28 protein-coding genes are annotated in these 26,049 nt (G+C 64.5%); 19 read left to right on the top strand and 9 right to left on the bottom strand.

Annotated elements, in window-relative coordinates; all coding sequences use genetic code 11:
• Positions 1–3 precede the first annotated feature (3 nt).
• Together Q8814_RS03100 and Q8814_RS03095 are read left to right on the top strand one after the other, a co-directional pair.
• Positions 4–336, top strand: a complete 333-nt coding sequence (locus Q8814_RS03100) for an SDR family oxidoreductase (protein WP_330150540.1) — start codon at positions 4–6, stop codon at positions 334–336.
• Positions 337–367: 31 nt separating this feature from the next.
• On the top strand, positions 368–613 hold the full coding sequence (locus tag Q8814_RS03095) for an SDR family oxidoreductase (RefSeq protein WP_330150539.1): 246 nt from the start codon (positions 368–370) through the stop codon (positions 611–613).
• A 91-nt stretch (positions 614–704) separates the two neighbouring features.
• On the opposite strand, the gene Q8814_RS03090 is transcribed toward Q8814_RS03095, so the two are convergent.
• Entirely contained in the window at positions 705–1,748 is a 1,044-nt protein-coding gene (locus Q8814_RS03090) for a hypothetical protein (protein ID WP_330150538.1), read from the bottom strand.
• 207 nt (positions 1,749–1,955) lie between these two features.
• A complete protein-coding gene (locus Q8814_RS03085) occupies positions 1,956–2,789 on the bottom strand; it encodes an LLM class F420-dependent oxidoreductase (RefSeq protein WP_330150537.1) in 834 nt (277 codons plus the stop codon).
• Positions 2,790–2,926: 137 nt separating this feature from the next.
• Between Q8814_RS03085 and Q8814_RS03080 the strand changes: the two genes are divergently transcribed.
• From Q8814_RS03080 to Q8814_RS03055, 6 genes are all read left to right on the top strand, one after another.
• On the top strand, positions 2,927–3,475 hold the full coding sequence (locus Q8814_RS03080; RefSeq protein ID WP_330150536.1) for a nuclear transport factor 2 family protein: 549 nt from the start codon (positions 2,927–2,929) through the stop codon (positions 3,473–3,475).
• 176 nt (positions 3,476–3,651) lie between these two features.
• Positions 3,652–5,199, top strand: a complete 1,548-nt coding sequence (locus Q8814_RS03075; RefSeq protein ID WP_330150535.1) for an ABC transporter substrate-binding protein — start codon at positions 3,652–3,654, stop codon at positions 5,197–5,199.
• Complete coding sequence (locus tag Q8814_RS03070; protein ID WP_330150570.1) at positions 5,199–6,143, top strand: ABC transporter permease; 945 nt, start codon at positions 5,199–5,201, stop codon at positions 6,141–6,143. The genes Q8814_RS03075 and Q8814_RS03070 overlap by 1 nt, the downstream gene beginning before the upstream one ends.
• Positions 6,140–7,093, top strand: a complete 954-nt coding sequence (locus Q8814_RS03065) for an ABC transporter permease (protein WP_330150534.1) — start codon at positions 6,140–6,142, stop codon at positions 7,091–7,093. Before Q8814_RS03070 ends, Q8814_RS03065 begins: the two co-directional genes overlap by 4 nt.
• 38 nt (positions 7,094–7,131) lie before the next feature.
• Complete coding sequence (locus tag Q8814_RS03060; RefSeq protein WP_408015815.1) at positions 7,132–8,220, top strand: ABC transporter ATP-binding protein; 1,089 nt, start codon at positions 7,132–7,134, stop codon at positions 8,218–8,220.
• Positions 8,221–9,252: an ABC transporter ATP-binding protein gene (locus tag Q8814_RS03055; protein ID WP_330150532.1), complete on the top strand. Its 1,032-nt coding sequence runs from the start codon at positions 8,221–8,223 to the stop codon at positions 9,250–9,252.
• Between the two features lie 18 nt (positions 9,253–9,270).
• Here Q8814_RS03055 and Q8814_RS03050 read toward each other — a convergent pair whose 3' ends face one another.
• Positions 9,271–10,725 carry an FAD-dependent oxidoreductase gene (locus Q8814_RS03050; RefSeq protein WP_330150531.1) on the bottom strand — a complete coding sequence of 485 codons (1,455 nt, stop codon included), beginning with the start codon at positions 10,723–10,725 and terminating at the stop codon, positions 9,271–9,273.
• Between the two features lie 302 nt (positions 10,726–11,027).
• Between Q8814_RS03050 and Q8814_RS03045 the strand changes: the two genes are divergently transcribed.
• From Q8814_RS03045 to Q8814_RS03030, 4 genes are all read left to right on the top strand, one after another.
• Positions 11,028–12,446, top strand: a complete 1,419-nt coding sequence (locus tag Q8814_RS03045) for an MFS transporter (protein WP_330150569.1) — start codon at positions 11,028–11,030, stop codon at positions 12,444–12,446.
• Between the two features lie 119 nt (positions 12,447–12,565).
• Entirely contained in the window at positions 12,566–13,729 is a 1,164-nt protein-coding gene (locus Q8814_RS03040; protein WP_330150530.1) for a Rieske 2Fe-2S domain-containing protein, read from the top strand.
• A 123-nt stretch (positions 13,730–13,852) separates the two neighbouring features.
• On the top strand, positions 13,853–14,200 hold the full coding sequence (locus Q8814_RS03035; RefSeq protein ID WP_330150529.1) for a hypothetical protein: 348 nt from the start codon (positions 13,853–13,855) through the stop codon (positions 14,198–14,200).
• Positions 14,193–14,834, top strand: a complete 642-nt coding sequence (locus tag Q8814_RS03030) for a Dabb family protein (protein ID WP_330150528.1) — start codon at positions 14,193–14,195, stop codon at positions 14,832–14,834. The genes Q8814_RS03035 and Q8814_RS03030 overlap by 8 nt, the downstream gene beginning before the upstream one ends.
• Before the next feature lie 57 nt (positions 14,835–14,891).
• On the opposite strand, the gene Q8814_RS03025 is transcribed toward Q8814_RS03030, so the two are convergent.
• Positions 14,892–15,812: an alpha/beta hydrolase gene (locus Q8814_RS03025; protein WP_330150527.1), complete on the bottom strand. Its 921-nt coding sequence runs from the start codon at positions 15,810–15,812 to the stop codon at positions 14,892–14,894.
• A 223-nt stretch (positions 15,813–16,035) separates the two neighbouring features.
• Between Q8814_RS03025 and Q8814_RS03020 the strand changes: the two genes are divergently transcribed.
• The 3 genes from Q8814_RS03020 to Q8814_RS03010 all read left to right on the top strand — a co-directional run bounded on the left by Q8814_RS03020 (position 16,036) and on the right by Q8814_RS03010 (position 18,533).
• Positions 16,036–17,010, top strand: a complete 975-nt coding sequence (locus Q8814_RS03020; RefSeq protein WP_330150526.1) for an alpha/beta hydrolase — start codon at positions 16,036–16,038, stop codon at positions 17,008–17,010.
• Positions 17,011–17,077: 67 nt separating this feature from the next.
• On the top strand, positions 17,078–17,719 hold the full coding sequence (locus tag Q8814_RS26500) for an FAD-dependent oxidoreductase (RefSeq protein ID WP_408015812.1): 642 nt from the start codon (positions 17,078–17,080) through the stop codon (positions 17,717–17,719).
• 52 nt (positions 17,720–17,771) lie between these two features.
• Positions 17,772–18,533, top strand: coding sequence for an IclR family transcriptional regulator (locus Q8814_RS03010; RefSeq protein ID WP_330150524.1), 762 nt, complete (start codon positions 17,772–17,774; stop codon positions 18,531–18,533).
• A 27-nt stretch (positions 18,534–18,560) separates the two neighbouring features.
• Here Q8814_RS03010 and Q8814_RS03005 read toward each other — a convergent pair whose 3' ends face one another.
• On the bottom strand, positions 18,561–19,193 hold the full coding sequence (locus Q8814_RS03005) for a PadR family transcriptional regulator (protein WP_330150568.1): 633 nt from the start codon (positions 19,191–19,193) through the stop codon (positions 18,561–18,563).
• 271 nt (positions 19,194–19,464) lie between these two features.
• Here Q8814_RS03005 and Q8814_RS03000 point away from each other — a divergent pair, with 271 nt between their 5' ends.
• Positions 19,465–20,655, top strand: coding sequence for an NADH:flavin oxidoreductase (locus tag Q8814_RS03000; protein WP_330150523.1), 1,191 nt, complete (start codon positions 19,465–19,467; stop codon positions 20,653–20,655).
• A gap of 66 nt (positions 20,656–20,721) precedes the next feature.
• Here Q8814_RS03000 and Q8814_RS02995 read toward each other — a convergent pair whose 3' ends face one another.
• On the bottom strand, positions 20,722–21,246 hold the full coding sequence (locus Q8814_RS02995) for a nuclear transport factor 2 family protein (RefSeq protein ID WP_330150522.1): 525 nt from the start codon (positions 21,244–21,246) through the stop codon (positions 20,722–20,724).
• 29 nt (positions 21,247–21,275) lie between these two features.
• A complete protein-coding gene (locus Q8814_RS02990; protein ID WP_330150521.1) occupies positions 21,276–21,683 on the bottom strand; it encodes a nuclear transport factor 2 family protein in 408 nt (135 codons plus the stop codon).
• Between the two features lie 193 nt (positions 21,684–21,876).
• Between Q8814_RS02990 and Q8814_RS02985 the strand changes: the two genes are divergently transcribed.
• The 3 genes from Q8814_RS02985 (at position 21,877) to Q8814_RS02975 (ending at position 24,021) form a co-directional block, all read left to right on the top strand.
• Positions 21,877–22,371 (top strand): flavin reductase family protein, encoded by a 495-nt coding sequence (locus Q8814_RS02985; RefSeq protein WP_330150520.1) that lies wholly within the window; start codon positions 21,877–21,879, stop codon positions 22,369–22,371.
• A gap of 88 nt (positions 22,372–22,459) precedes the next feature.
• The gene (locus Q8814_RS02980) at positions 22,460–23,449 is read left to right on the top strand and encodes an LLM class flavin-dependent oxidoreductase (RefSeq protein WP_330150519.1); all 990 of its coding nucleotides are present in this window, start codon (positions 22,460–22,462) and stop codon (positions 23,447–23,449) included.
• A 119-nt stretch (positions 23,450–23,568) separates the two neighbouring features.
• Positions 23,569–24,021: a hypothetical protein gene (locus Q8814_RS02975; protein ID WP_330150517.1), complete on the top strand. Its 453-nt coding sequence runs from the start codon at positions 23,569–23,571 to the stop codon at positions 24,019–24,021.
• A 100-nt stretch (positions 24,022–24,121) separates the two neighbouring features.
• On the opposite strand, the gene Q8814_RS02970 is transcribed toward Q8814_RS02975, so the two are convergent.
• Entirely contained in the window at positions 24,122–25,657 is a 1,536-nt protein-coding gene (locus tag Q8814_RS02970; protein ID WP_330150516.1) for an FAD-binding protein, read from the bottom strand.
• Positions 25,658–25,757: 100 nt separating this feature from the next.
• A partial coding sequence (locus tag Q8814_RS02965) for a MerR family transcriptional regulator (protein WP_330150515.1) occupies positions 25,758–26,049 on the bottom strand: 292 nt, incomplete at its 5' end.

Genomic DNA, 26,049 nt, shown 5'->3' with positions numbered 1-26,049 from the left:
GCAGTGGTCACCGGTGGAGCGCCCGGAATGGCGCCGCTGTTGCGCGCGGCCTTGCCGAGCAAGGGTGCACATATCGTGATCGGTGATGTTCACACCGCAGCAGGTAAGACCGTGGCCGGCGAAGTCGGGGGCACCTTCGTCCATTGCGACGCGAGCGTGCCCGAACAGGTCGCCGCACTGGTCGACACCGCGGTCGCGCCGGGTCCGCTCCGCCGGGTTGTGGCTTCGGCCGGCGTCGGTCACACCGAACGGACAGTGACCGGAAGCGACGATGACCATCGCATGCACGACCTTGAAGGTCAAGTCGCGTACTCGGCCACCAAGCAGCACTGGTAGGGCTGACGCTGTCATTGGCCCGAGACTCGCTGTGCACGGCATCCGCGTCAACACGATCGCACCGGGATTCATCGACACCCCGATCTACGGCAATTCCGACACGTCGGCAACGTACAAGGCGAGGCTCGCACAGGACGTACTGTTTTCCCGCCGTCTCGGAAGCACGGACGAGGTGGCGGCACTGGCGTCGGCCTGTCTCGACAATCCGTGTCTCAATGCGGAGACGATCCGCATCGACGGCGGGATACGGATGCATCCGTCTTTGCCCGACCGGTGACGGTTCATCGACGCCGCTGCGCGCAAGCGTAGTTCGCTTCGTGTCCACCCCGAACCCGAGTTCGGGGTGGACACGCGTCAGCGGTTCTTGTTCACTGCACGTCGAGTGGGGCGTCGGCCGGATACCGGCTCGGAGCCATCTTGTAGAACTCGGTCAGGCGTGCCACGAACGCGGTGTCGTTCATCGGGTCGCTCGGCTCCTCGACTGTGGTCCCCTTGGCGCGCATGTCGTCGATCAGCATCCCGAAAACCTTCTCCCGGGTGAGATCGTCGGTGTGGTCCTGATAGCGGCGAACATCGTCGAGGTCGTCGAACAGCAGTGCGGTGTAGTGCACGAGCATGCGCATGTCGGCTTCTCCGAACCGGCGTATCTCTTTGTCGCCGTTGCGGATAGACCATTGTCCGTCGGGAGTGGAGTGCAATTCGGTGGTGATGTCCAGCTCGGGGTAGTCGCGCTGGTCGCGGGCGCCGTTGCCTTCACGACGGTGGTACATCCGCGAATTGTCGGTCAGGAACGCCGTATTCCAGAACGGTGCCGAGATCCGCGCCGGATCCTCGTCCGGCCCGTCGGGCCAGTAGGTGAACCCGCCGTCGATATCGGACCTGTTGAAGTACGTCAGAACCTGCGCCGACTTAACTTCCCATTCGTCGAAGAGACCGCATTTCGACATGATCGCCAGAAGCCAGATCGGTGTGTTGAACAGACCCATGCCGCGGAACACGGCAGTGTCGAAGTGGCCGGCGTCGAAGCTGTGCGACGGCCCGGACAGGTTGAACAGAAGGTCGTGCACCATGCCGTATTTCGCCCCATGGAGAGACTTCGCGGTGTCGAGAAGCTTGCTCCCGAAGTAAATGTCCTGCAGTTCAGGATAGAAGACGACGCCTTCGTTGCCGAAGAATCCCCGGAACACCGGTGCGACGAAATCCGACAGTGTCGCATCGGCCTTCCGGTTGTTGCCACCCGAGATCGCCAGGTACTCCTCGGTCGACGAGAAGTGGTGCGCGAGGATCAGACGCCACGGTCCGTTCTGGCGAATCACCGAGAAGATCGTCTCGATCTCCTCGGGCGTGTAGAAGTCCTCGATCAGGGAAGGCGGGGCGACAGGGATCATCGGATGGCGTTCAGCGGTGGTCATGTGGGGAGCTCCTATCTACCAAAGGTATTCACCTGGAAGAAACGGCAATTGAAGTAAAGGTAGGCGTGCTGCGACGTGCGGACGAGACGTGGTTCCATCAGGCGGGAGGCCCATTCCCGAACGGGGAGCCGTAGGCGCCGAAGCCGGCCGAGCAACGACGCAGCGTCATCACGATCCCGCAAGCAGCGAGAACCGCGATGACGATACTCATAGATCGAACTTGCCGGCGACCTCATCGAGTACCTTCATCGCCTGTTCCTCCGACCCGTCACCCACGCCCCAGCATGCGTCGGTGACACCAGCAGCTTCGTACTCATCAAGTCGGTCGGCCTCAGGAGCGAGCGCACGAATGATCGGCTTCCCGCTGCGACCTGCAGCTTCCCACGCGTCATTGAGCTCGTGTGCTCGCAGGACCACATCGTCGGTGCGTGGTGTGCTCAGCCAACCGTCCGCGTGCGCCGCGATCCACTCGAGCGTCTTCGGGCCTGCCTCCGCGCCGATGATCAAGGGAATATGGTGCTTCGGCTTCGGCCATGCCCACGACGGACCGAACGAGACGAACTCGCCTTCGTACGCTGCTTCATCCTCGGTCCACAGCGCGCGCATGGCTTCGACGTACTCGCGCAACACCGTGCGTCGCCGCGTGAACGGCACACCGTGATGTTCCAGTTCATCTGCGTTCCAACCGAAACCAGCGCACATACTCACTCGACCGTCGGACAGGAAATCGAGGGTTGCCAGTGTTTTGGCCAATGCGATCGGGTCATGCTGCACGGGGAGGCACACCGCCGTGGACAACTCGATCTTCTCGGTCACCTGGGCTGCCGTTGCAAGAGCGATCCAGGGATCGAGAGTCCTCATGTATCGATCATCGGGCAGACTCGCATCTCCTGTTCCGGGGTGAGCCGCCTCCCGCTTCACTGGGATGTGGGTGTGCTCGGGAACGTAGATTGTGTCGAAGCCACGCTCCTCGGCTGCCTTCGCCAATGTCGCCGGCATGATCCCGCGGTCACTGGTGAAAATCACTACTCCATGTCGCATGAGTGAAGATTCTGAGTGGGGATTCCCACACGGGGTACACAGTGGTCCATTCAGCGGACATGAGAATCCTTCACGTCCGTGACCGCTGTGTAGAACGGAACGTTCTCCGATATCGGGCCGAGGCCGACAATCCGACCATGACGAAGATGACAGAGGAACACGTCGGCCTTTCGGAGTTGCTCGATCGTCAGGCAATCCGAGACGTGGTCCTCCGCTACTGCCGTGGGATCGATCGAATGGACCGCGACCTGGTTCGCGCGTGTTACCACAGCGATGCCATCGACCATCATGTCGGCTTCTCGGGCACTGTGGACGAGTTCATCGAGTGGTGCTGGCCGGGATTGGCACAGATGCATGGAACCCGGCACGTGATGTCCAATCACCTGTGCGAGGTGTCGAGGGATGCGGCAGTCGCGGAATCCTATGTGCTGACCTATCACTGGGGAGATCCGGCAGATGGCCTATCACGGAACTTCGTGGGTCACGGTCGATACGTAGATCGATTCGAACGGCGAGAGGATCGGGTATGGCGCATCGCCGAAAGGCGAGTGATCGCCGAACTGATCACTGAGATCGGTATTCCGCCGGGCTCTCCCGGCTCGGGCCCCGTGCCCGGGCGCGGTGACCGCACCGATCCGGTGTACGCCATGGCATCGGAGCTGGACGGCGACGGTGTGATCGGCTGATTCGTACTACAGCAGCAATGAATCCGACGGGTGGAATGACATGGGTGGCAGATGCGCCCGCCCGCTCAGTGGAACAAACAGTTCTTGTGCCGCTGCGGAACGTGTCCTAATCCACTCGCGGCCTTCGGCCTTTGTCCGCACAATACCCAGCTACCGGTTTCACCGAGGAGTGCGCTGTGAGAATTCGACCCGGCCTGGCGGCGACCGTCGCCATCGGTGCCGTCATCACCCTGTTCACATCCGCCTGCGGTGGTGAGGCGTCGTCCTCCGCGGGACCCGTCGGTGACCCCGTACGCGGTGGCACCCTCGCGTATTCGTTCAACACCGAAGCGCAATCGGTTGATCCGGCGACCTGCGCGATCGGTATCGGCGTAGCTCCGTGTCAGGCGGTGTACGGCGCACTGCTCTACTACGACATCGAAACCGGTGAGATCGAGCCGGGAATGGCAGAGTCGTTCACAACCGAGGACGGGAAGGTCTGGACCCTGAAGCTGCGGCCCGACCTGACGTTCACCGATGGCACTCCTTTCGACGCAGCCGCCGTCGCCTTCAACTGGGACCGTTCTCTCGATCCCGCGTTGCTGTCACCGAGCGCCTCGGTCGCCAGAACCATCGACTGGGAGGTCGTCGATCCGACGACGCTCTCGGTCACGGCGAAGAATGTGAACTATCAGCTCGATTTCGGCCTCACCGAAGCTCTCGCTTATATCGCCTCCCCCACCGCGATCAAAGAGAAAGGCCCCGACTTCGGCAGTAACCCGGTGGGCGCCGGACCTTTCACACTGACCTCCTGGGCACGTGGCACGGAGATGACTCTCGATCGCAATCCGGGCTACTGGGACCAGCCTCGGCCCTACGTCGACCGTCTCGTACTCAAGACGATTCCCGCCGACGACCAGCGCTTCAACGCTCTGCAGGCGGGCGAGGTCGACGTCATGGCCGTCACTGTGCAGAAGTATGCCGACCGAGCAGAGAGCGCCGGCATGAACGTCGTCCACGCACCGCTGCTCGGAGGAACCGGAGTGCGTCTCAGCCACCGTGGTGCCCTCGCCGATCCCGATGTGCGCACCGCGATTGCGAAACTGATCGACAACGAGCAGATCATGAACGCCATCTATCCCGGCGAACCAGCGGCTTCCGGCTTCACACCGGAGGACAGCCCGCTCTACGATCCGGCATCGGCATGGCCCGCGCGAGATGTCGAAGGGGCGCAGCGGCTCATCGACGACTATCGCACACGCACCGGCAGCGCCAACCTCGAACTGACCTACGTTCTCACTGCCGGAAGCCCGGTGTTGAGCCAGACGGCCGAGTTGATCCAGTCCCAGTTGCAGCAGGTCGACGGTCTGCGCGTGCACATCGTCCCGCTCGAGGGCGCGGCCTTTGCTACCGCGATGATGTCCGGAGACTACGACCTGATCGTCAGTGGCCTGGGGGGCGCGCATCCCGACAATCTCGACAAGGTCTTCCGAACCGGAGGATCGTCCAACAACTCGGGCTACTCGAACCCGACCGTCGACGAGGCTCTCGACCTCACCCACACTTCGAACGACCCGGCAACGGTGGAGAACGCATACAAGACCGCCATCAACGAACTGGTCGACACCAACGCCTACCGATTCTGGCGCCATGCCCGCACCGACCTGATCAGTCCGGCGAACGTTCACGGTGTCGAACCGGCGTACCAGTACTGGTTTCGACCTGAGCTGGCCTGGGTGCAGTGATGTACAAATCCGCAACTCGCCAGATTGCGAAACTTATTGCGGTACTCGCGCTGGTGAGTGTGACGACCTTTGTCCTGCTGGAGACGATCCCCGGTGACCGCCTCGCCTCCGTCCTCCCCGAAGGTGCGACTCCGGAGATGCGTGCGTCCGCCGAGGAACGATTCGGCTTGGACGGGTCGCCGGTGGAGCGATTCTTCGGGTGGCTCGGCGGTGCACTACAAGGCGATCTCGGACGCTCGATGCAGTCGCAGGTACCGGTGACCGAGTCGATCCTCGAACGCCTGCCCGTCACCCTCGAACTGGCCACGCTGTCCATCGTCCTCGCCCTGCTCATCGCGATCCCGGTCGGCGTCTACTCGGGATATCGACCCGGCGGCATCGTCGACCGCATCGCGACGTTCCTGTGCTCGATCACCCTGTCGATTCCGAGTTTCCTTCTCGGTGTGCTGCTCGTCTTCGTCTTCGCTGTGAGCCTGGGAGCCCTGCCGGTCACCGGGTGGACACCGGTGTCCGAAGGCTTCGTACCGCACGTGCGCGGGCTGGTTCTGCCGGTCGTGACACTGGCCGCCGTCGAGACCGTCGGGTTCATCAGGTTGCTCCGAAACGACATGGTGGCCACCTTGCAACAGGATTTCGTCCTATCCGCCCGCGCTCGTGGTCTTTCCACCCCTCGAATCCTGTTGATACATGCGTTTCGTCCGTCTGCGTTTTCGCTTCTGACCGTGATGGGCGTATCGCTCGGACGTCTGATCGGTGGAACGGTGATCGTGGAGACGTTGTTCGCGCTTCCCGGGCTCGGCACGCTGGTCATCACCGCGATCACCGGCAGGGATTTTCTGCTGGTTCAAGGAATCGTGCTGGTAGTGGCTGTGGCATATGTGTTGCTCAATGCCCTTGTCGACCTGACCTATCCGCTTCTGGATCCGAGAGTGAGGACCTCGTGAGCCGCAGCCTGGACGAATCCGCGCCGGTTGTCGGAGAACAACCGACTCCCACGTTGGAACCGACAGACGAGACTCCTCTCGTCGACGAATTCACTCCGTTGCCCGCCGACACTGCGCCGCCCAGGCGGCGTCGCCGTCGCCGACGCGATATCGGTGCCTTCCTCGGCGGATGCTGGCTGGTGGTGATCGTGCTTGCAGCGGTGTTCGTCGACCTGCTGCCGTTGCCGGCCCCGGACGCGATCGGCGACCTGTACTCCCTGCCGCCGTTCCAGAATCCCGAGCACATCCTCGGCACCGATCAACTCGGCCGCGATCAGCTCAGTCGTGCCCTGTACGGCGCCCGGGTGTCGCTGGCGGTAGCGATCGGCGCAACGCTGGTTGCCATGGTGACCGGCACGGCAGCAGGCCTTGTCGCGGGTTACTTCCGTCGTGCATTCGACGTGGTGTTCGATCTGACCACCAACACCATCCTCGCCTTTCCACCACTCATTCTGCTGATCGCGCTCGTCGCACTGCGGGAACCGAGCGCCGTGACGCTCGCAATCGGGCTCGGTGCAGTGGGGGCACCCACGTTCGCCCGCATCGCCCGCGCCAACACGATCGCCTACGCGGAGCGGGAATTCGTCATCGCGGCAAAGTCCATGGGTGCAACCAGTGCCCGGATACTCTGGCGCGAGATCCTGCCCAACGCGCTGCTCCCGGTGGTCTCCTTCGCCACCGTCGTCGCCGCCACTCTCGTCGTCGCCGAAGGCTCACTGAGCTTTCTCGGTCTCGGCGTTCCCCCGCCGGCGCCCAGCTGGGGCGGGATGATCGCGGCCGGGCGGGAAAGCCTCTACGAAAATCCTGCGCTGGTGCTCGTACCCGGCACATTCTTCTTCTTTACCGTGTTCGCCCTCAACCGTGTCGGTGACTGGGCACGCGGACGTGTGGGCCGGGAGTCGTCGCTGTGACCGCCAACGGAAAGGACACCGGTGCTGTGACACAGGTACTGCAGCGCCCAAAGGGTGCGGACGCACCGACGTTGTCGGTGACCGACCTGCGGGTCTGGTTCGACACCCCGCGCGGCATGGTGCGCGCGGTCGACGGAGTCACTCTCGACGTCGTGCCGGGCCGCACCCTCGGCATCGTCGGCGAATCCGGATCCGGCAAGTCTGTGTTGTCGCGAGCAGTGATGAACATCCTCGCTCCCAGTGCTGTGGTGCAACCGGGCTCACGCATCGAGTTCGAAGGCCGTGACACTGCCGCGCTCGGACGCGGCGAGGCTCGCCAACTCTGGGGTGCGCAGCTGGCGATGGTCTTCCAGGACCCGATGACCTCGCTCACCCCCGTACTGACGATCGGCGCACAGCTCACCGAGACACTGCGTCGTCATCTGCCGGTGAGCAAATCCGATGCGCTGGCCCGGGCCGAGGAACTGCTCGAGTTGGTCGGTATTCCGGAACCGCGCAAGCGACTGAAACAGTATCCGCACAACTTGTCGGGCGGAATGCGTCAACGTGTGGTGATCGCCCTCGCACTGGCGTGTTCTCCTCGTCTGCTGATCGCCGACGAACCGACAACAGCACTGGACGTGACAGTGCAGCACCAGATTCTCTCGCTCCTCGAGCGCCTACAGCGAGAACAGGACATGGCGATGGTCCTCATCACGCACGATCTCGGGGTCGTCGCAGGGCGATCCGACGAGATCGCCGTGATGTACGCGGGGCGAGTCGTCGAGCAGGCCCCGACCACTGTGCTCTTCCGGGAGATGCGCCATCCGTACACGCGTGCGCTGGTGGGATCGATCCCGCGCATCTCCGACCCCAGCCACACTCGGCTGCGTGCAATTCCGGGGCGTCCTCCCACTGTCATCGATCCACCGCCGGGATGTGCATTCGCGAAACGTTGCCCGCATGCCCGACCGCGTTGTCTCACGGAGACGCCGACGCTGACCGCAGAAGGAAACGCCGGAGATCGGCACCGCCACGCGTGCTTCTTCCCCGTCGGCACACCGGCTGGAGACGACGCATGGACAACCAATCTGGATGAAGGGCAGACCGCCGCAGGTCTTTCCGTGGACTCGAGGAGTGTGCTCTAGATGGCTGGAACAGGAACCGCGCACCTGCGGGAGACGGATGCCGACGACCTACTGCTCACCGTCCGCAATCTGGTCATGGAGTACGACACCGGGCGCGCCGGGAAGGTGCAGGCTGTATCGGACGTCAGCTTCGACATCAAGCGTGGTGAAACACTCGGTGTGGTAGGCGAATCGGGCTGCGGCAAGTCGACCGTGGCCAAGGCCGTCATGCAACTCCCACGACCTACATCGGGAGAGGTGAAGTTCAAGGGAGTCGACCTCGCCGCGATGTCCCCTCGGGAACTGCGATCGGCACGGCGCACCCTTCAAATGATCTTTCAGGACCCCATTTCGAGCCTCAACCCGCTACGCAAGGTGCGGCACATTGTCGCCGAGGGCCTCGATGTGGCCGGTGGTCGCAGCCGCGCGGAGAAGCAATCGATGGTCGACGACATTCTTTCCGTTGTCGGACTCGACCCGGACGTCGCGGGAGACCGACGACCGCACGAGTTCTCGGGTGGTCAATGTCAGCGAATCTCCATCGCCCGCGCCATGGTGGTGGAGCCCGAGCTGGTGATCTGTGACGAGCCGGTGTCCGCACTCGACGTATCGGTACAGGCCCAGATCCTCAACCTCCTCGAGGACATGAAGGAACGCTATGGCCTCACGCTGTTGTTCATCGCCCACGATCTTGCTGTGGTCAAGAATGTCAGCGACAGAGTCATGGTCATGTATCTAGGCAAGGTATGCGAGGTCGCCTCCCCCGACCTGCTCTATGCCGAACCGCTGCATCCGTACACCAAGGCGCTGCTGTCGGCGATCCCCGAACCCGATCCCGATGTAGTGCCCGCGGAGATCACCTTGTCCGGCGACCTGCCGTCGCCCATCGACCCGCCGAGCGGATGCCGGTTTCGCACGCGGTGTCCCCGCGCTGCTGCGGTGTGTGCCGAGACGGAACCGCAGATGCGGGAGGTCCGTCCCGAGCACTTCGTCGCATGCCACTCTCCGTTGGACACCGATATCCACGCCGCCCCGGAAGGAGGTACGGACTGAGCGTTGGGGGTCGCTTCCCTACCTGCGCGCGGCGCTGATACCGGCGCGACGGCCGAAGAAACTGCCGTCACCGAGGCTGGCGCCACTGGCATAACCGCCGGCACAGACACCGGTGGTGCACCGCCCCGCCGCGAAGAGCCCCGGGATCTTCTCCCCCGAGACATGGAGGACTTCGGAATCCGCGGTCGTCTTCAATCCCCCCAAGGGGAAGCCACTCGTCATTCCCCGCAGATCGAAGGCGGCGATCGGCGTTCCGATGGGCCTCACCCATTTCTCGCTCTTGGAGAACAGTGGGTCGGATCCGTTCTCGGCGTGCATGTTGTAGACATTCACCGTAGAGGTCAGCGCTCCGCCGGGTAGTCCCATCTCTGCCTCGAGTTCGGCAGCGGATTCACACACCCACGTCGGTTGCAGTCCGGTCGATCCCAGCTTCAGCACTTCATCGTGTGCCTGCTGGTCGATGATCAGAAATGCCTCGTTGTTCTGGTGGAACAACATCGCCTGTCCGATTCTGCCCGGGTAGGTGTCCTCGGTGATGAATCGCTGACCGTGCGCATTGACGATGATTCCTCGGGTCATCAGCTGCGGTGAGGTATGGACGGCGACTTCTGCCGCATCCATGTGGGCCGTCGCCGCTCCGAGTGCCTGCCCGATCCGGATCGCGCGGCCGTCGTGTGCGTCGATCGCGGAACCCGGACGGCCGACGAGAACCGGAGCATTGTCGCGCACCATGTCTTCGTCGAACGCGAAGCTTCCCATCGCGAGCACGACACCGCGGCGTGCTCGAACGGTGAACTGGTGACCGTACCGTCGCGCGACCACGCCTACCACACGACCATCCTCGTCCACCACGACAGTCTGGACGCGAACATCGTATTCGGCTTTCACACCCAGCTTTTCGGCCGTGTCGACGAGCGGCTTCATGAGCATGTAACCACCGCCGCGTTCCCCGGTCTTCTTGTTGTCCATCTGTGGAAGATGCCCGCGCGGTGCGGGCGGAATCAGGTCCTTGAAGGGTGCTGCGTTCTCTCCCCCGGAGTACATCAGCCCTTCGTCGCCGCCCGGCTCCCAGCCCGGCTCCCCCCAGAACTCTTCTTTGAACGGCACTCCGGCTTCGACGAGCCAGTTGTAATGGTCGACACTGCCTTCGCAGTAGACGTCGATCTTCTCGTCATCGGTGGCGGGGCCGAGTGCTGCTTTCATGAACGCCTTCATGTTCTCGACCGTGTCGTCGAATCCACAGGCCTTCTGCAGCGGCGTCCCACCGCCGAGATAGATGAACCCGCCCGCCATCGATGCTGCACCACCCCAACCTCCTGACCGCTCGAGCACGAGCACCTCGGCACCCGCGCGCGCGGCTTCGATCGCGGCCGCGGCGCCGGCCACCCCATAGCCTGCGATCACGACGTCGGCGTCGGCGTCCCACGCCGCGATCTCGGATTCGGGAATCGGACGGACGGTGTCTACAAGCATGTGAATCTCCTCCAACAGACGACATCGCAACGTGCCGCACGGTCTCACCGCCGGGATGTTCGAGGGGAGATAACCTCCCGCTCAGTGGTCCGTGGACGGGGTGATCGCGTCAGTGACCTCCGACACTCGTATCAACTCGTGTTCGGCCGGCGTGATCCGCCTTCGTCCACAGCTTGTCGCCGCCTCAGGCGGCGAACCACCCCCGTCTCGTCTCAGGAGAACAATCGATGTCCGATTCCTCACCCCGGTCGTTCACCGGTCGCCTCGATGGCGCAACGGCGTCGAAATCAACGGCCTCGGTCATTGCCGCTCTGGTCCTGGCGGAATGTGTGAGCGCATTCGAAGCCGGGATGATCTTCATCGCGTTGCCCCGGTTCGGCGAGATCTTCGATGCACCGGCGTCGACGACCGGGTGGGCAGTGACTGCCTACATGCTGGTGGCCGCGACCACTGCGCTCGTCGGCGGCCGTCTCGGCGACATGTACGGCCGTAAGAAGGTTCTCGTCATCGCCATGCTGATATCGACACTCGGTTCGGTGATCGGCATCTTCGGCGATTCGATGGGAGCCGTCATCATCGGCCGGGGTGTGCAGGGCGCTGCCGGCGCAATCCTTCCGCTCTGTTACGGCCTCGCACGTGAAGCGTTGCCCTCAGGGAAGGTGTCCCTCGCCGTCGGATACATCAGCGGAGCGGCGCTTCTCGCCGGATCGGGTGGCTACTTCATCGCAGGGGTACTGCTCGATGTGGCCGACTGGCACATGATCTTCGTCTTTGCGGCCGTTCTCGCCGTCGTGGGTTCTGTGGTGGCCTGGCTCGTCCTTCCCGGAACCCACACACGCACAGAACTTCCACGATTCGACTATCTGGGCGCCGCGCTGCTGACGCCGGGCTTGATCGCACTTCTGTACGGCATCACCCAAGGACCGACACGGGGTTGGACGAGTTTCGGTGTCGTCGGTCTCATCATCGGCGGCCTCGCGATCCTGGCCGTGTGGACAGTGTGGGAACTGCATCAGCAAGAACCCCTCGTCAACCTCCGGGTACTCGCCACCAAGCAGATGTCGCTCAATCTGATTGCGGTGTCGGTACTCGCCCTCGGTCCGGTCGGAGCCGTGCAGATCGTCACCCCGATGGTTATCCAGGCTCCGACGTCCCTGCCCGTCGGCCTCGGGATGTCCGCGACCGTTGCGGGTCTCATCGGCGGCATCGGTGCCATTGTCGGGTTCGCAGCTTCTCCGGTAGCCGGGATGGTCGCCGGACGTTGGGGCGGCCGCACCGCATTCTTCATCGGGGCCGCCCTGTTCGCCGTCGCCAATCTCATGATCCTCGTCGGTCACAAGTCGCTGCTTGTCATGATCGGTGTCTTCGTTGTCGCCGCCGTCGCAACGGCATTCGCATACACCGGTTACCCGAAGATCGTCATCGAGTCGGTCCCCGAGGACGTCACAAGTGTCACGACCGGCGTGCTGGCCACCGCCCGGCAGGCGTTCTCGGCGGTGAGCGTGGCCATCGTGTCGGTCATGCTCTCCATGTGGACCGTCCCGGGAACCACGATGCCCACCCTGACGTCGTTCAACCTTGCCGTGGGATGGTTCGTCCTGTGTTCGCTGGTCGTGGCGGCCATCTGCCTGTTCATCGGCCGTCCGAAGCCTGAGGCGGTCACCGTGGCAGACACGGTGGGCGACGAAGACGGTGCCGATATGTCGACCGCTCCCGCCTGACCGGGAACCCCGCATCCGGCAGTGTTCCGACCAGCGGGACGCTCTCTGTTCTTCCGCCCGGACAGTCCATCACCATGACGATCATCACACCAACCGCCCCATCTGCAGCCGGAGGACTCATGTCACAGAGCACAGTCGAAGCCGGATCCGATGACGTACGCGAGATCGAGGCAGCGGCACCACCCACCCGGTTCGCTCGGGGATGGCACTGCCTCGGCCTTGCGCGGACATTCCGGGACGGAAAGCCACATCAGGTAGACGCGTTCGGCTCCAGCCTCGTCATCTTCGCCGACAGCAAGGGGCAGTTGAAGGTTCTCGATGCATACTGCCGGCACATGGGCGGCAACCTTGCACAGGGAACGGTCAAGGGTGACTCGGTCGCGTGCCCGTTCCACGATTGGCGGTGGGGCGGCAACGGACGCTGCACCGATATTCCTTACGCTCGCCGCGTACCGCCGCTGGCGAAGACACGCGCGTGGCTCACCCTCGAGCGCAACGGGCAGCTGTTCGTCTGGCACGACCCGCAGGGCAATCCGCCCCCGCCGGACGTGACGATCCCGGAGATCGAGGGTGTCGGCTCGTCGGAATGGTCTGACTGGACGTGGAATTCGATCCTCATCAAGGGTTCGCACTGTCGCGAGATCGTCGACAATGTCGTCGATATGGCCCATTTCTTCTACGTGCACTATGCGTTCCCGGTCTATTTCAAGAACGTGTTCGAGGGACACGTCGCCACCCAGATGATGAACTCGAAAGGGCGACAGGACATCGCACTGGGTACCAACTACGGCAACCCGGACATTCCCAACAAGTCGTATGCCTCGTACTTCGGCCCCTCGTACATGATCGACTGGCTCGAGAACGAATCGAGCGGCCAGAAGATCGAAACAGTGCTCATCAACTGCCACTACCCCGTGACGAATGATTCCTTCGTCCTGCAGTACGGCGCCATGGTCAAGAAGCTCCCTGGTCTGACCGATGCCGAGGCCGATGAGATGGCCGCCCAGTTCGCCGCGGGCGTGGAGGTCGGCTTCGAGCAGGATGTCGAAATCTGGAAGAACAAGACTTCGATCGACAACCCGCTGCTGTCCGAGGAAGACGGACCGGTGTACCAGCTCCGTCGTTGGTACAGCCAGTTCTACGTCGACGTCGAGGATGTCACGAGCGACATGACCAAGCGTTTCGAATTCGAACTCGACACAACCCGGGCGGTGTCGAGCTGGACGCAAGAGGTAGACGAGAACCTGGCGAGGATGGGTGCCGAACCGCACGCGGCAATGTGACACGACATTTCATGGCAGGTCCATACGGAATCCGTCTGGACCTGCCTTTTTCTATCAGAAAATCATCCCGCGAAGCGGGATACCGCCTACGAAGGCACCCTGACGGACCATAGGGTTTTCGATATGGCTGACGAGAAGATATTCGTGGTCGACCGCGTGGTCACAAAAGCCGGATGTGCGCGCGCGTTCGTCGACAAATACATCGAGGAGTACGCACCGGGCGGGCACGAACGGGGGATGACTCTCGATCGGATTCTCGTGAGCCCACCGATCTGGTCCGACGACGAAACCAACGTCGTCACCATCACGTGGACCGTGGACGGCGTCGAGTCGTGGTGGCAGATGACCCGACAGGGCCGGCGGGACCCCGACCTGGGCCGGTGGTGGTCGAGAATGGACGAGCTGGTCATCGAACGCTCGCGCACCATGGCCGCCGAGTCTGCTGATGTCGAAGGGCTTTCCGATGTATAACGTGATCAGAGTCGTGCACTTCGCCGAGGCCGCCGACGCCTCGGATCGCGCCGAGTACATCGAGACGGTACGAATCGCCGTCAAGGAACTCGGTGCATTACGGCAACTCGTCGCGCCGACCCTTCCCGGAGTGATCAACGGTGGGGATGCACTTGTCCACCTTCACTTCCCCTCGGCCGAGGTCGCCGCCCGCCACACCGTCGAACTCGACGCGGCGCTTCGAGGTCCCATCACAGTCAGGGTCGACGGGGTCGGATATCCCGCACGTCCCGCGCAGGCGCGACTGAACGAGCCGCGAACACTCTACCGGGCGTTGCTTATACGAGTGGATCCGAGCGTCGCTGCCGACGCCGTGGAGCGATTCGAACGCGACCTGCTGAAGATGCCCGACTACATATCCTCGATCGTCGCGTGGCGCCTGAGCCGGGTCACCGACTCCGTCGGCAGCACCGAGTGGACACACGTCTGGGAACAGGAGTTCACCGACCGCGCGGCGCTCATGGGCCAGTACCTGAACCACCCCGTCCACTGGAGTGTCGTCGACCGCTGGTTCGACCCGGAATGCCCTGAGTCGGTGGTGCGCGATCGTGTGTGCCACACGTTCTGCACCGTCGACGACATCGTCGTCGAATAGTGCAAGGGCCCTCGGACTGTCGATGACAGTCCGAGGGCCACTGCGGGTCGGGACGACTCAGTCGAACAGTCCGCGCATCATCTTCCAGATCTCCTGGCGTGCAGACTCGGTCAGCGACAGCGAAGGGAACGTCAAGAACCCGTGGAAGAGACCGTCGAATCGCCGATGACGAACCCGCACCCCCGCTGCTGCAAGTCGTTCCGCATAGTCGTCACCGGAAGAGCACGGCGGATCCAGCTCTGCAGTGATCACCACGGCCGCAGGTAGTCCGGCAAGGGATCCGGTCCGTGTGGGGACCACTCGGGCATCGTCGGTACCGTCCGGAGCGTACTGCTCCCAGTACCACTTCATCGCCTTGGTCGTGTTGTAGTACCCCGACCCGAATTTCCGGTACGACTCGGTGTCGAAATCGTCGTCGATCACCGGGTAGAACAGCGCCTGACCGAACACGGCTGGTCCGCCGTTGTCGCGAGCCGCAATCGCGACCGTCGCGGCGAGATTGCCGCCGGCACTGTCGCCCGCGAGCACGATCCGTGACCGATCACCACCGTAAGTGGTGGCGTTGTCGGCAGCCCACTCGAGCGCAGCGTACATGTCCTCGTGCGCGGCGGGTGCCCGATGTTCAGGCGCAAGCCGGTAGTCGACGGACACGACGACGACACCCACTCCTTCGGCCATCGAGCGACAGAATTCGTCATGGCTGTCGAGATCACAGAAGACGAATCCGCCGCCGTGCGCGAACACGACCACCGGGAGTTCGGGCTCGGTGCTCTCGGGGCGATAGATACGCAGCGCCAGGGCTCCGCCCGGGCCGTCGATGGTGAGGTCGTGCACCTCGCGCATGGCAGGAAGATGCTGGAGCGGCGCGCGCCTGCTACGGATGACGTCGCGCAACTCCGGAGGTGGAACCGTCGTGACGTCGGGAAATCCGGAGTTCAGGGCTTCCAGCATGGACGCAGCTTCAGGGTGCAATGACATGTCGGTCTCCTCGTCGTGGTGCGACGTCACGCTAGGTCCGCTGTCGAGCGGTCCGAAACCCTGTCTCCCGGCCAGCGGTCGGCTACCTCAGCAGAACTCTTCGTCACGCTCAGTGGGACGACACCTTCATTCGGACCGATTCGATGTCGACGATGAACCGTGAAGCACATCCGCAGCACGGTCACCCGCCGTGCATCGTCTGGAACGTGGAGGAATCGACACGATGGCCGTCTCTCCCGGCACTGCTCCCTCACCCGACGACGTCTACGACCCCGACGCCCTGCAGTTGGTCGAAGCAATCCGCGCGCGCCGCGGCGGCTCCCTGCAGGACAGAGGAATCGACAGCGCCCGCCGATCACTCGAGTCGATCACCCGGCCGCCCGGCCCCGAGATGCGTTCGGTGGAGGCCGTCGAATTCACCGGCCCCCACGGCGTCGTTCCGGTGCGCATCTACCGCCCTCACTCCACACCGGAACACGATGCTCCCGCGCTGCTCTGGTTTCACGGCGGAGGCATGATCATGGGCACGCTCGACTCGTTCGATCTTCTCGCGCGTGAAGTCGCAGACTCGACACGGGCCGTGGTGATCAACGTCGAATACCGGCTCGCACCCGAATACCGGTATCCGGTCGCCCACGACGAGGCCTATGCCGCACTGCAGTGGCTACACGACAGTGCACACGATCGAGGTGTGGACCCGACGCGTATCGGGGTCGGTGGGGACAGCGCCGGAGGTGGTCTGGCAGCGGCTACCGCCCTGCGGGCACGGAACGACAACGGTCCTCACATCGCACAGCAGATCCTGGTGTACCCGGGCCTCGAGCGTCGCTGTGACCGCCCGTCTATGCGGCGCTTCGGCGACAGCCCGTTTCTTCGAGCCGACGACATCGATTGGATGAAATCCCTGTATCTGGGAGACGATCCCGCCGCGGACGATGAATACGGAACGCCTGTTCTTGCCGAAGATCTCACGAACCTCCCGCCGGCCGTCGTGGTCTGTGGCTACGCCGACCCCCTCCGTGACGGGGTCGAGGACTACGGGAGGCGTCTGCAGGAAGCCGGCGTGTCGACGGCGATCATCCGCTACCCGGGCGTCGGGCACGGATTCTTCATGCAGACCTACGCCCTGGCCCGCGCTCGCGCCGCGATGACGGAGGTCGGCGCTCTGGTCGCCGCCCGGTTCGCACATTCCGGCTGACCACGCACACAGCGTTCCCACGGGCGGCGCTATCCGGCGCCCCTCCCGACACGCCGAGGAGACGACGATGCCCCGAAATTCTGAATCACACGCGGAGAACCGCGATACCGAGCACGTGGATGTGGTGGTGATCGGCATGGGTGCCGCCGGCTGCGCCGCTGCACTGACGGCCCACGACGCAGGCGCCACCGTCGTCGTACTGGAGAAGACGGCGGCCACCGAAGCCGGGGGAAACACGCGAGTATCCGGTGGTGGCTGGTTCCACCACGATGATCCCGAGCGTGTAGCGGTGTATCTCCGCGCGCTGTGCGGCGACGGGGCATTGCCCGAGTCCGTCGTTCTGGCATGGGCACACGGCTCCCGAGAGGTGTCTGCGTGGGTGGAGTCGCTCGGTGTCGCAGTGGCCCCCACGGCGACTACAACTCCGCAGGCGCGGAGTATCCGGAATTGCCGGGCAGCGAATGCCACGGCGGATTGCACTGCGTCGACGGGCTACTCGGGCACGGTCGACTGTCAGTTCGACGTTCAGCTGGGCGAAAGACGGAGGCTTCCACATCGCCGATGCGATCGTGTTCGGCCGGATCACGGGAGCCCACGCGGCTCGACACACCGACTGAACGTCGGAGATCGGCGCGGTGGATCGCGAACTTCGGCAGGCACTTCTCGTGACCTGCTTCACAACGGTGAGCGCATGTGGCACTATTCCTAATCGAAACACCCACGTGTACGCGCTCACAGGCGCCGCGGTTGTAGGAGCAACTATGACGATCCAAGTCGGAGTCGACCACACGACACCCAGCGCAGTCCTCGAGCGCGTCGGTCTCGTACTCGACGCGTTCGACGGCCCAGGCCGTCTCACTCTCGCCCAGATCGTGCGCCGAACGGGTCTCCCCCGTTCTTCTGCCCACCGCATGCTCGAGCGACTGGTATCGATGCGTTGGCTCCACCGCGAAGGTCGTGACTACACCCTCGGGTTACGCCTGATGGAACTCGGCTCACTCGCCGTCCACCAGGACAGGCTGCACACCACTGCACTACCGCACCTGCAGGAACTCCACCGTGTCACCGGATTCGTCGTCCACCTCGCAGTCCTCGACGGGGACGATCTCGTCTATCTCGAAAAGCTCGGTGGGCGACTGGCCACGGTCGTGCCCACCCGCATCGGTGGCCGGCGCCGGGCAGACACCACTGCGCTCGGCAAATCGCTTCTGGCGTACTCGGGCACACCCGGTGACGCCTACGACGACATCCGGGAGCACGGGATCGCCTACGAGAGAGAAGAATCCCTACCCGGGTTCGGTTGTATCGCAGTTCCCATCGGCCCCATCGGCTCCGCGGTCGCAGCAGTATCCGTGTGCGGACCGTTGCCTCACCTGCGTTTCGACCATCGCCTGACCGCACCGGTTCGGATGACCGCCACCGCGATCTGGCGCAAGCTCGACCGCAACCACGTCGCTCCGACACTCCAGCGCCGCCTGCCCCTGCGCATGGCCCCCAGCGCACGAGAGCCCCAATACGCCTGACAGGCAGCCGTTGCGGGCGCCCGACAATTACTGCTCGGCGCATCCCGCGTCGTCGGACGGGTCTCGATCCGACCCGTCCGACACGCCTTTCCAGCTTCCCGGATTCTGCGGAAGTGGCATACCGAACTCGCCGATGTCACTGCGAGCAAAACGATCTGCGGCTTCATCGATGTCGTCGAGAAGTTGCCTCGACAGCTCGATTTCGGCCTCGAAGTATCGTTCGGCCCATCGCAGGCTCATCTGTGAAAACCCCCATCCGGGCTCACGATCGGAGTGTTCGGCGTGTTCGCCGGCTCGGCGCAACTTGTCTTCGAGATTGACGATGTGGTCGCGCACAATCGCCTTCAGCTGCTCCGGGTCGTTGAGATGCCCCATGTACATCCGCAGCATGACACCGTGTTTGAGCACCGGTATCTCCACGGGCGCCTCACGCGACCACGTGCGTACCGCGTCGATGCCGGACTCGGTGATCGCGTAGACCCGCCGGCCGCGTGTACCCGGCTCACTCACCACCCGGGACTGCACGAATCCGAGTTTCTCGAGCTTCTTCAGTTCCGCATAGACCTGACTGACGGACGGACTCCAGTAGAAGAACCCGATGCTCCAATCAGCCCATTTCTTCAGGTCGTTGCCGGTGAGTTCCTCGCCGAACGACAGCATGCCCAGGACAGCCCAACTCGTGGCGGGCAGGGCGGGATACTGGTCGGCACCGGATTCTGACACTACGAAAGCGTAACAACGACGGTGAGCATCCAGCGTCACGAATCTCCCGCTACGCGGGATGGACACCCCTCATCACCACCTCGACGCGGATAGCGTCGGCAGACCCGGCATTTCCCAGCGTCCCCACAGAAGAAGCCGTGCCGGTGTCCGAAGCCGACGCCCAGCTTCCGCAGGCACCTGATGCCCGGCCGCCCGACAAGGAGACATCGTGACCCCCCGTGACATCCCCGACGTACTCGCACCCGCACAGCTGGGTCCGATCACACTGCGCAATCGCATCATCAAAGCCGCAACATTCGAAGCCGCCACTCCCGGTGCGCTGGTCTCCGACGATCTCATCGAGTATCACCGTCGTCCGGCGGCCGGAGGCGTCGGCATGACCACGGTCGCGTATTGCGCTGTCGCACCGGAGGGCCGGACAGAGGCGGATCAGCTCTGGATGCGCCCTGAAGCGGTCCCCGGCCTGCGGCGACTCACCGACGCGATCCACGCCGAGGGTGCTGCGGCCTCAGCTCAACTCGGGCATGCCGGCCCCGTGGCCAACGGTGCAAGCAACGGGTCGTCGGCACTCGGCCCGTCTCGTCAACTCAACCCACTCAGTATGCGCACTGTTCATGGAGCGACACTCCACGACATCGAACGGATCCGTCTGGCCCACGGGAATGCCGCCCGCCTCGCGGTCGAGTCGGGCTTCGACGCGGTCGAGATCCACTTCGGTCACAACTATTTCGCAAGCTCGTTCCTGAGCCCGAAGATCAACAAGCGAAACGACGAGTACGGCGGGTCGCTGGCGAACCGCGCCCGCCTGGTGCGTGAGACTGCACGCACGGTTCGCGAAGCCGTCGGCGGCAAAATCGCGATCCTTGCGAAGCTGAACATGGATGACGGTGTGCCGGGCGGCTTCTGGCTCGACGAGGCGGTGCAGGTCGCCCAATGGCTCGAGGAGGACGGCTCACTCGATGCCATCGAACTCACTGTGGGTAGTTCGCTGCTCAATTCGATGTATCTGTTCAAGGGAGACGTACCCCTGCGCGAGTTCGCCGCGGTGATGCGTGAACCCGTCCGCACCGGAATGAAACTGGTGGGCAAGCACTTCCTCAAATCGTATCCCTATCAACCCCTGTTCATGCTGGAACAGGCTCGCCAGATCCGCGCGGCGGTGAAGATGCCGCTCGTTCTGCTCGGCGGTGTCACCGACCGCGCCGGGATGGACACGGCCATGGCCGAAGGCTTCGAGTTCGTCGCGATGGCACGGGCGTTGCTGCGCGAACCCGACCTGGTCAACCGGATCGCCGACGACCAGGGCCACCGCTCCCTGTGCATCCACTGCAACAAGTGCATGCCCACGATCTTCACCGGCACCCGCTGTGTACTGGCGGCACCCACTCTCGTGCACTGACGGATAGAAATCAGGGCCGGGCAGTGAACTGCTCGGCCCTGATTCGTTCACGAATACGACAGTCGGCTATTTCCCTCGGTAGGAGTAGAACGCCGGCGTGTGATCAACCCGAAGCCGAGTGAGGTTTCGATAGCTGATCAACCACGTCCCGTCGACCTTGCGGTACTCCTCATGGTAGTGACCCCAACCGTGCAGGTGTTCCTCCACATCACCGTTGGTCCACCACAGCACGTCTTCCATCGCCCAGATGCCGGTGGCCGTGGTATCCGAGGTGAGCGTGATTTCCGGGTTGTGGCCGTGGTGGGCGGTGGTCACCGAGACCGGGCCGTCCAGGAACGTCCGGATCATGTTCTTCAGCGCCTCCCCACCCACGACGGCTCCCGGCCGCTGCGCGGGCGGGAGATGACTGTGGTCGTCGGTGGCGTCGTGGAAGGTTTCACTGACGACGTCGTCGGTGTGCAGCGTCGGGTACAGATCCCACTGCTTGTTGTCCATGATGCGCAGTCGGGCTGCGAACACCTTCTTGATCTCCTCGAGCGCCACGAGTTGTTCCGCGGGCGTCAGGGTGAGTCCGGCAAGAGTGTCGGTCACTGCTTCTCCGTTCGTCGAGGGATGCGGGGTCAGAGCTGACGCAGATTCTCGGAGGACCAGTAGGCCCGCATGCTGGTGATGCGCGCCTGCTCGTCGAACGTCATCACATCGATGGGTTCGACCTCGTACTCGTGGTCGCCGACCGGTGAGGTGACCCGGAAGTGGAAGGCCGCGCTCGCTCCGCTGACGCGCAGCGTCAGCAGTTCCGCCTTCTGCGGCGAGCCGTCGAGCGCGCTGTAGAACTGTGCGATGGCGTCCCGCCCCACCTTCGGGGCGGTGCCGGCCGGATCCTCGAGGGTCGCGTCGTCGGCGTAGAGCGCGACGATGGCGGCCGACGAACCCGAGCGGAGCGCGGCGAGGTAGGCCTCGACGGTCCCGCGGATCGCGTCGGGTGCGGGGGCGAACGAGTCGGTCGTGTCGGTGTCGGTACCTGGCATGGGCGCGACGTTACGGCGGCACCATCCACCCACGTGCCGGGCTTCCCGTTGATCGGGAGGTTCTCGTAGGGCAGACTCCCGGCCTCGTCGCAGTGCTGCGAGACCGATGCACGGCCGCTCAGCGGGAGGCCGCTCGCGGCAGGCCGCGGGTGTAGCGGACACTGGAGGCAACCGATCGGCGAGAGGAAACTACATGGCGGCGGAACACACTGTGCTCGATCCGAGGACGATGCGCGACGTGATGGGCAACTTCTGCACGGGTGTCACGGTCATCACCGCACTCGACGGCGGCGATCCCCTCGGCTTCGCCTGCCAGTCGTTCTCGTCCGTGTCGCTGGACCCGCCGCTGGTCTCGTTCTGCCCGGCCCGGACCTCGACGACATGGCCGAAGATCCGGGAGATCGGCACGTTCGCCATCAACGTGCTCGCCGAAAGCCAGCGCACCCTGTGCGCGGCGTTCGCCGTGAGCGGCGGCAACAAGTTTCGCGGGATCCGCTGGGCACCGGGCGACAACGGCGCGCCCGCGATCGAGGGGGCACTGGCCCGGGTCGAAGCCACCATCGAGAACGAGGTGGACGCCGGTGACCACACCATCGTCATCGCCCGTGTCACGGGGTTGACCACGCTGCACAACGGCGGGCCGCTGCTGTTCTACCGCGGCGAATACGGCCACTACTCACGCATGTAACGCGAATCCGGAATAGAGCCCGGCTCGGCCTCGTTGCACCCAGGTGTGCCCGGCGGCCGGTGCCGGGCCCGGACGCGAAGGATTCTCGGTGACCGTTCCCCTCTCCATCCTCGACCTGGCACACATCGGCAAGGGCGAGACCGCCCGCGACAGTTTCGCTGCGAGTGTGAAGATGGCGCAGCTCGCCGAGCGGTGGGGGTACCGGCGCATCTGGTACGCCGAGCATCACAACATGCCGACCATCGCGTCGTCGGCGACGAGTGTGCTCATCGCGCACGTCGCGGCGCACACCTCGACGATCCGTCTGGGTGCGGGCGGGATCATGCTGCCCAATCATTCGCCGCTGACCATCGCCGAGCAGTTCGGCACCCTCGCGACGCTGCATCCGGGTCGTATCGATCTGGGTCTGGGACGTGCGCCGGGCAGCGATCAGAAGACGATGCGCGCGCTGCGCCGCGATCCGTCGTCGTCCGACAGTTTCCCGCAGGACGTGCTCGAGCTGCAGGCCTATCTGCGCGGCGACTCGCGCATCCCCGGCGTCGATGCGGTTCCCGGCAAGGGCACCGACGTTCCGCTCTATATTCTCGGCTCTTCCCTCTTCGGCGCGAAACTTGCTGCGTTGCTGGGTCTTCCGTACGCGTTCGCATCGCATTTCGCGCCGCAGGCCCTCGAGGACGCGGTGAAGTTGTACCGCCGCGAGTACCAGCCGTCGGAGCAGCACCCCGAGCCGTACGTCATCGCCGGCGTGGGTGTGATCGCCGCCGACACCACCGAGGAGGCCGGGGCACTGTTCGAGGCCACCAAGCGGGCCCGTGTCGTGCAGATGGTCGGCCGCGGCCGCACCTTCACCGACGAGGAGATCGACCTGCTGCTCGACTCCCCCGCCGGTCAGCAGGTGCTCACGATGCTGCGGTACACGGCGGTCGGCACACCCGGCGAGGTGCGCGACTACCTCGATCGGTTCACCGAGCGCGCCCAGGCCGACGAGCTGATCGTGGTGTCGTCGGCGCCGGGCCGCGACGCCTGGCTGCGGTCGCTGGAACTGGTGGCCGAGGTCAGCGAACTCGTACCCGCCTGAGACTGCCGTTTCGCGTACGGCGGCAACTCGGTCACGGTCCTGCCATAGTTCCCTACCGGCCGGTACACTTCGACGGCCGGTCGGATGAAAGTTCACCGACCTCAGCCCCTAGGAGGACGATGAGACACCGCACGCGGGCCCTTGCCGGCCTCGCTTTCACCGCTGCCGTCGCTCTCGGCGCCCCGGCGACGGCGAGCAGCGAGACGCTGCCCACCGACGTTCCGACCATCGCGATGACCGTCGAGAACGACAGCGACGCTCCGATGGTCTTCGACACACACAGCAACCCGTACGGGCGCTGGGTCGACGAGCCGGCGACGGTTGTACCGGCGCATACGACGCAGCAGGTCACGGCCGCCAGCTCCGACCGCCGCGGCTTCGGTGTGCAGGTGAGCTACACGATGCCGGGAGACGCGAGCGTGGTCCTGATGGCGAACAACCACGGCACCGGTGTCGCCAACGCGGACGGCACGCGCATCGACGGCGCCAACCGGCACGGTTACACGGTCGACGCCCGGGTCGACGACAGTTACCCGTACATGAACGTGACCTTCACCGTCGCCCGGCCCTGAATCCTGAAGCACGGAAACCTGGGACACGCGAACCTGGAGCGTGCAGCCGGACGTCGCACCGGTCGGTGGAGACCCGGGGCGACGTCCGGTCACGCGGGGATCAACGCGTCGCCGCATCCTTGACCGCCAAGTGCGCGAACAGCGCGCTCGTACCGATCGGATTGCCGCCGCCCGGGTAGACGGTGCCGCTCGGCGCTGCCATCGTGTTACCGGCCGCATACAGGCCGGCGATCGGTGCTCCCGCGGTGTCGAGGACCCGTCCGACCGTGTCGGTGCGCAGCCCGCCCTTGGTGCCGAGGTCGGAAATGCCGAACTGCGCGGCATGGAACGGTCCCTGCTCGATCGGGACCAGCGCCGAGCCGCCACCGGTGAACGCGAGATCGTACGGTTCGTCGCCGCGGCCGAAGTCGTCGTCGACACCCTTCGCTGCCAGCTCGTTGAACCGCGCGACGGTCGCTTCGAGCGCCTCGACCGGCACCCCGATCTGCTCGGCGAGCCCGGCGATCGTGTCGGCGGTCTTCCACAGCCCGGCGTCGACGTACTTCTCGGTTTCCACCACGGGCACGTTCGTCGCGCCCACCGGAGGGACCCGGCCACCGCGATCGTCGTAGATCATCCAGAACGGCAGCGTCATCTCGCCGCTCTCAATGCGCGCGATCACATCGCGGCCGAGACGATCGTACGGCGCGTACTCGTTGGTGAAGCGCTTGCCGTCCTGGTCGACGAAGATGCCGCCGGTGAAGCACAACGCGAACGCGGAGCGTCCGTCCGGGTGGGTCAGACCCGGTGACCACCACGCCTCCCCCATCAGATCGACGTCGGCGCCCACCGCGATACCGGCCTGATGCGCCTTGCCGAGATTCGACCACGGCCCCATCGAGTCGCGGGCCGCGCCGGGAACCCCGTATTTGCTGCGCATCTCGTCGTTCTGGTCGAAACCGCCGGCAGCGAGCACGACACCCTTGCGAGCGCGGATCGCGCGCCGCTCCCCGTTGTTCGAGACGATCGCGCCCACCACGGCGCCGTCGTCGACCACGAGTTCCTCGAGCGGGGTGTTGCGATGCAACTGCACGTTCGGGTACTTGCGCATGGCGATGAGGAACCGGCCGACGAGCGCCCGGCCGCCGATCAGCACGTCGGGCAGCGGTTCGCCGTTGCGCTCGCGGCCGAGCGGTCCGCGGATCGATTCGTTGAGCTCGGGATCATCGGCGATCGGCAGCGGCTTCGGGGCGATGTGCCGCCCCTGGGCGCGGGCCTTGGGCGCCTTGCCGAAGTAGTCCGGCCACGGCAGCAACATGAACTCGATGTTGTCGTCCGACTCGAAGTAGTCGATCAGCGGCGCACCGCCGCGGACGTACGCGTCCTGCAGCTCACGGGGAGTGCGATCGCCGACGACCGCGTGGTAGTAGGTCAGCGCGTCCTCGATGGTGTCGTCGTCGCCTGCGCGCCGCAGCACCGCGTTGGTCGGGAACCAGACACCGCCGCCACCGGAGTACGCGGTGGTACCACCGAAGTATTCGGATGCCTCGACCAGAGTGACCGACAGGCCTTCACGCGCTGCGGTGTATGCACCGCTGCACCCGCCGGCACCCGATCCGACGACGAGTACGTCGCATTCTTCCGCCCAATCCACCATGCTTGCTGCCTTCCGCTGGTACGTGATGTGGAACGCGTCACAATAAGCCGGAAGCGGGGTGTACGGGGTGGTTCGTCTCGCTGTGCGGGAGAGTATCCGGTCAGGATCGGTCGCGCTGGTGGCGCGGCTTCCACACCACCAGCGCACTGCTGCGCGGAATCGGCACCAGATCGCGCCGCGCCGAGCGCAATTGCGCTATCTCGGCGGACATCTCCGAGACACGCTGCTGCAGTGCCTCGACGTGGTTGGTCAGTTCGATGATGCGCTTGATCCCGGCGAGGTTGACGCCTTCGTCCTGCGAGAGCCGCTGCACCTCGCGGAGCAGCTCGACGTCGCGCGGGGAGTACCGGCGACCGCCGCCGCTCGTGCGGTGCGGGGTGTCCAGGGCGTGC

The organism is Rhodococcus chondri (assembly GCF_036327435.1).
Classification (GTDB): Bacteria; Actinomycetota; Actinomycetes; order Mycobacteriales; family Mycobacteriaceae; genus Rhodococcus; species Rhodococcus chondri.
This window is presented reverse-complemented; position numbering and strand designations above follow the sequence as displayed.

What these genes read in the sequence shown, in the direction of transcription:
- Q8814_RS02970 (WP_330150516.1), bottom strand. Translation starts at nt 25,657, where the DNA reads ATGGTGGATTGGGCGGAAGAATGCGACGTACTCGTCGTCGGATCGGGT.
- Q8814_RS03030 (WP_330150528.1), top strand. Translation starts at nt 14,193, where the DNA reads ATGTATAACGTGATCAGAGTCGTGCACTTCGCCGAGGCCGCCGACGCC.
- Q8814_RS02985 (WP_330150520.1), top strand. Translation starts at nt 21,877, where the DNA reads ATGGCGGCGGAACACACTGTGCTCGATCCGAGGACGATGCGCGACGTG.
- Q8814_RS03085 (WP_330150537.1), bottom strand. Translation starts at nt 2,789, where the DNA reads ATGCGACATGGAGTAGTGATTTTCACCAGTGACCGCGGGATCATGCCG.
- Q8814_RS02975 (WP_330150517.1), top strand. Translation starts at nt 23,569, where the DNA reads ATGAGACACCGCACGCGGGCCCTTGCCGGCCTCGCTTTCACCGCTGCC.
- Q8814_RS26500 (WP_408015812.1), top strand. Translation starts at nt 17,078, where the DNA reads ATGCCCCGAAATTCTGAATCACACGCGGAGAACCGCGATACCGAGCAC.
- Q8814_RS03070 (WP_330150570.1), top strand. Translation starts at nt 5,199, where the DNA reads ATGTACAAATCCGCAACTCGCCAGATTGCGAAACTTATTGCGGTACTC.
- Q8814_RS03090 (WP_330150538.1), bottom strand. Translation starts at nt 1,748, where the DNA reads ATGACCACCGCTGAACGCCATCCGATGATCCCTGTCGCCCCGCCTTCC.
- Q8814_RS03035 (WP_330150529.1), top strand. Translation starts at nt 13,853, where the DNA reads ATGGCTGACGAGAAGATATTCGTGGTCGACCGCGTGGTCACAAAAGCC.
- Q8814_RS03010 (WP_330150524.1), top strand. Translation starts at nt 17,772, where the DNA reads ATGACGATCCAAGTCGGAGTCGACCACACGACACCCAGCGCAGTCCTC.
- Q8814_RS02990 (WP_330150521.1), bottom strand. Translation starts at nt 21,683, where the DNA reads ATGCCAGGTACCGACACCGACACGACCGACTCGTTCGCCCCCGCACCC.
- Q8814_RS03025 (WP_330150527.1), bottom strand. Translation starts at nt 15,812, where the DNA reads ATGTCATTGCACCCTGAAGCTGCGTCCATGCTGGAAGCCCTGAACTCC.
- Q8814_RS03050 (WP_330150531.1), bottom strand. Translation starts at nt 10,725, where the DNA reads ATGCTTGTAGACACCGTCCGTCCGATTCCCGAATCCGAGATCGCGGCG.
- Q8814_RS03080 (WP_330150536.1), top strand. Translation starts at nt 2,927, where the DNA reads ATGACGAAGATGACAGAGGAACACGTCGGCCTTTCGGAGTTGCTCGAT.
- Q8814_RS03055 (WP_330150532.1), top strand. Translation starts at nt 8,221, where the DNA reads ATGGCTGGAACAGGAACCGCGCACCTGCGGGAGACGGATGCCGACGAC.
- Q8814_RS03020 (WP_330150526.1), top strand. Translation starts at nt 16,036, where the DNA reads ATGGCCGTCTCTCCCGGCACTGCTCCCTCACCCGACGACGTCTACGAC.
- Q8814_RS03040 (WP_330150530.1), top strand. Translation starts at nt 12,566, where the DNA reads ATGTCACAGAGCACAGTCGAAGCCGGATCCGATGACGTACGCGAGATC.
- Q8814_RS03005 (WP_330150568.1), bottom strand. Translation starts at nt 19,193, where the DNA reads ATGCTGTCGTTCGGCGAGGAACTCACCGGCAACGACCTGAAGAAATGG.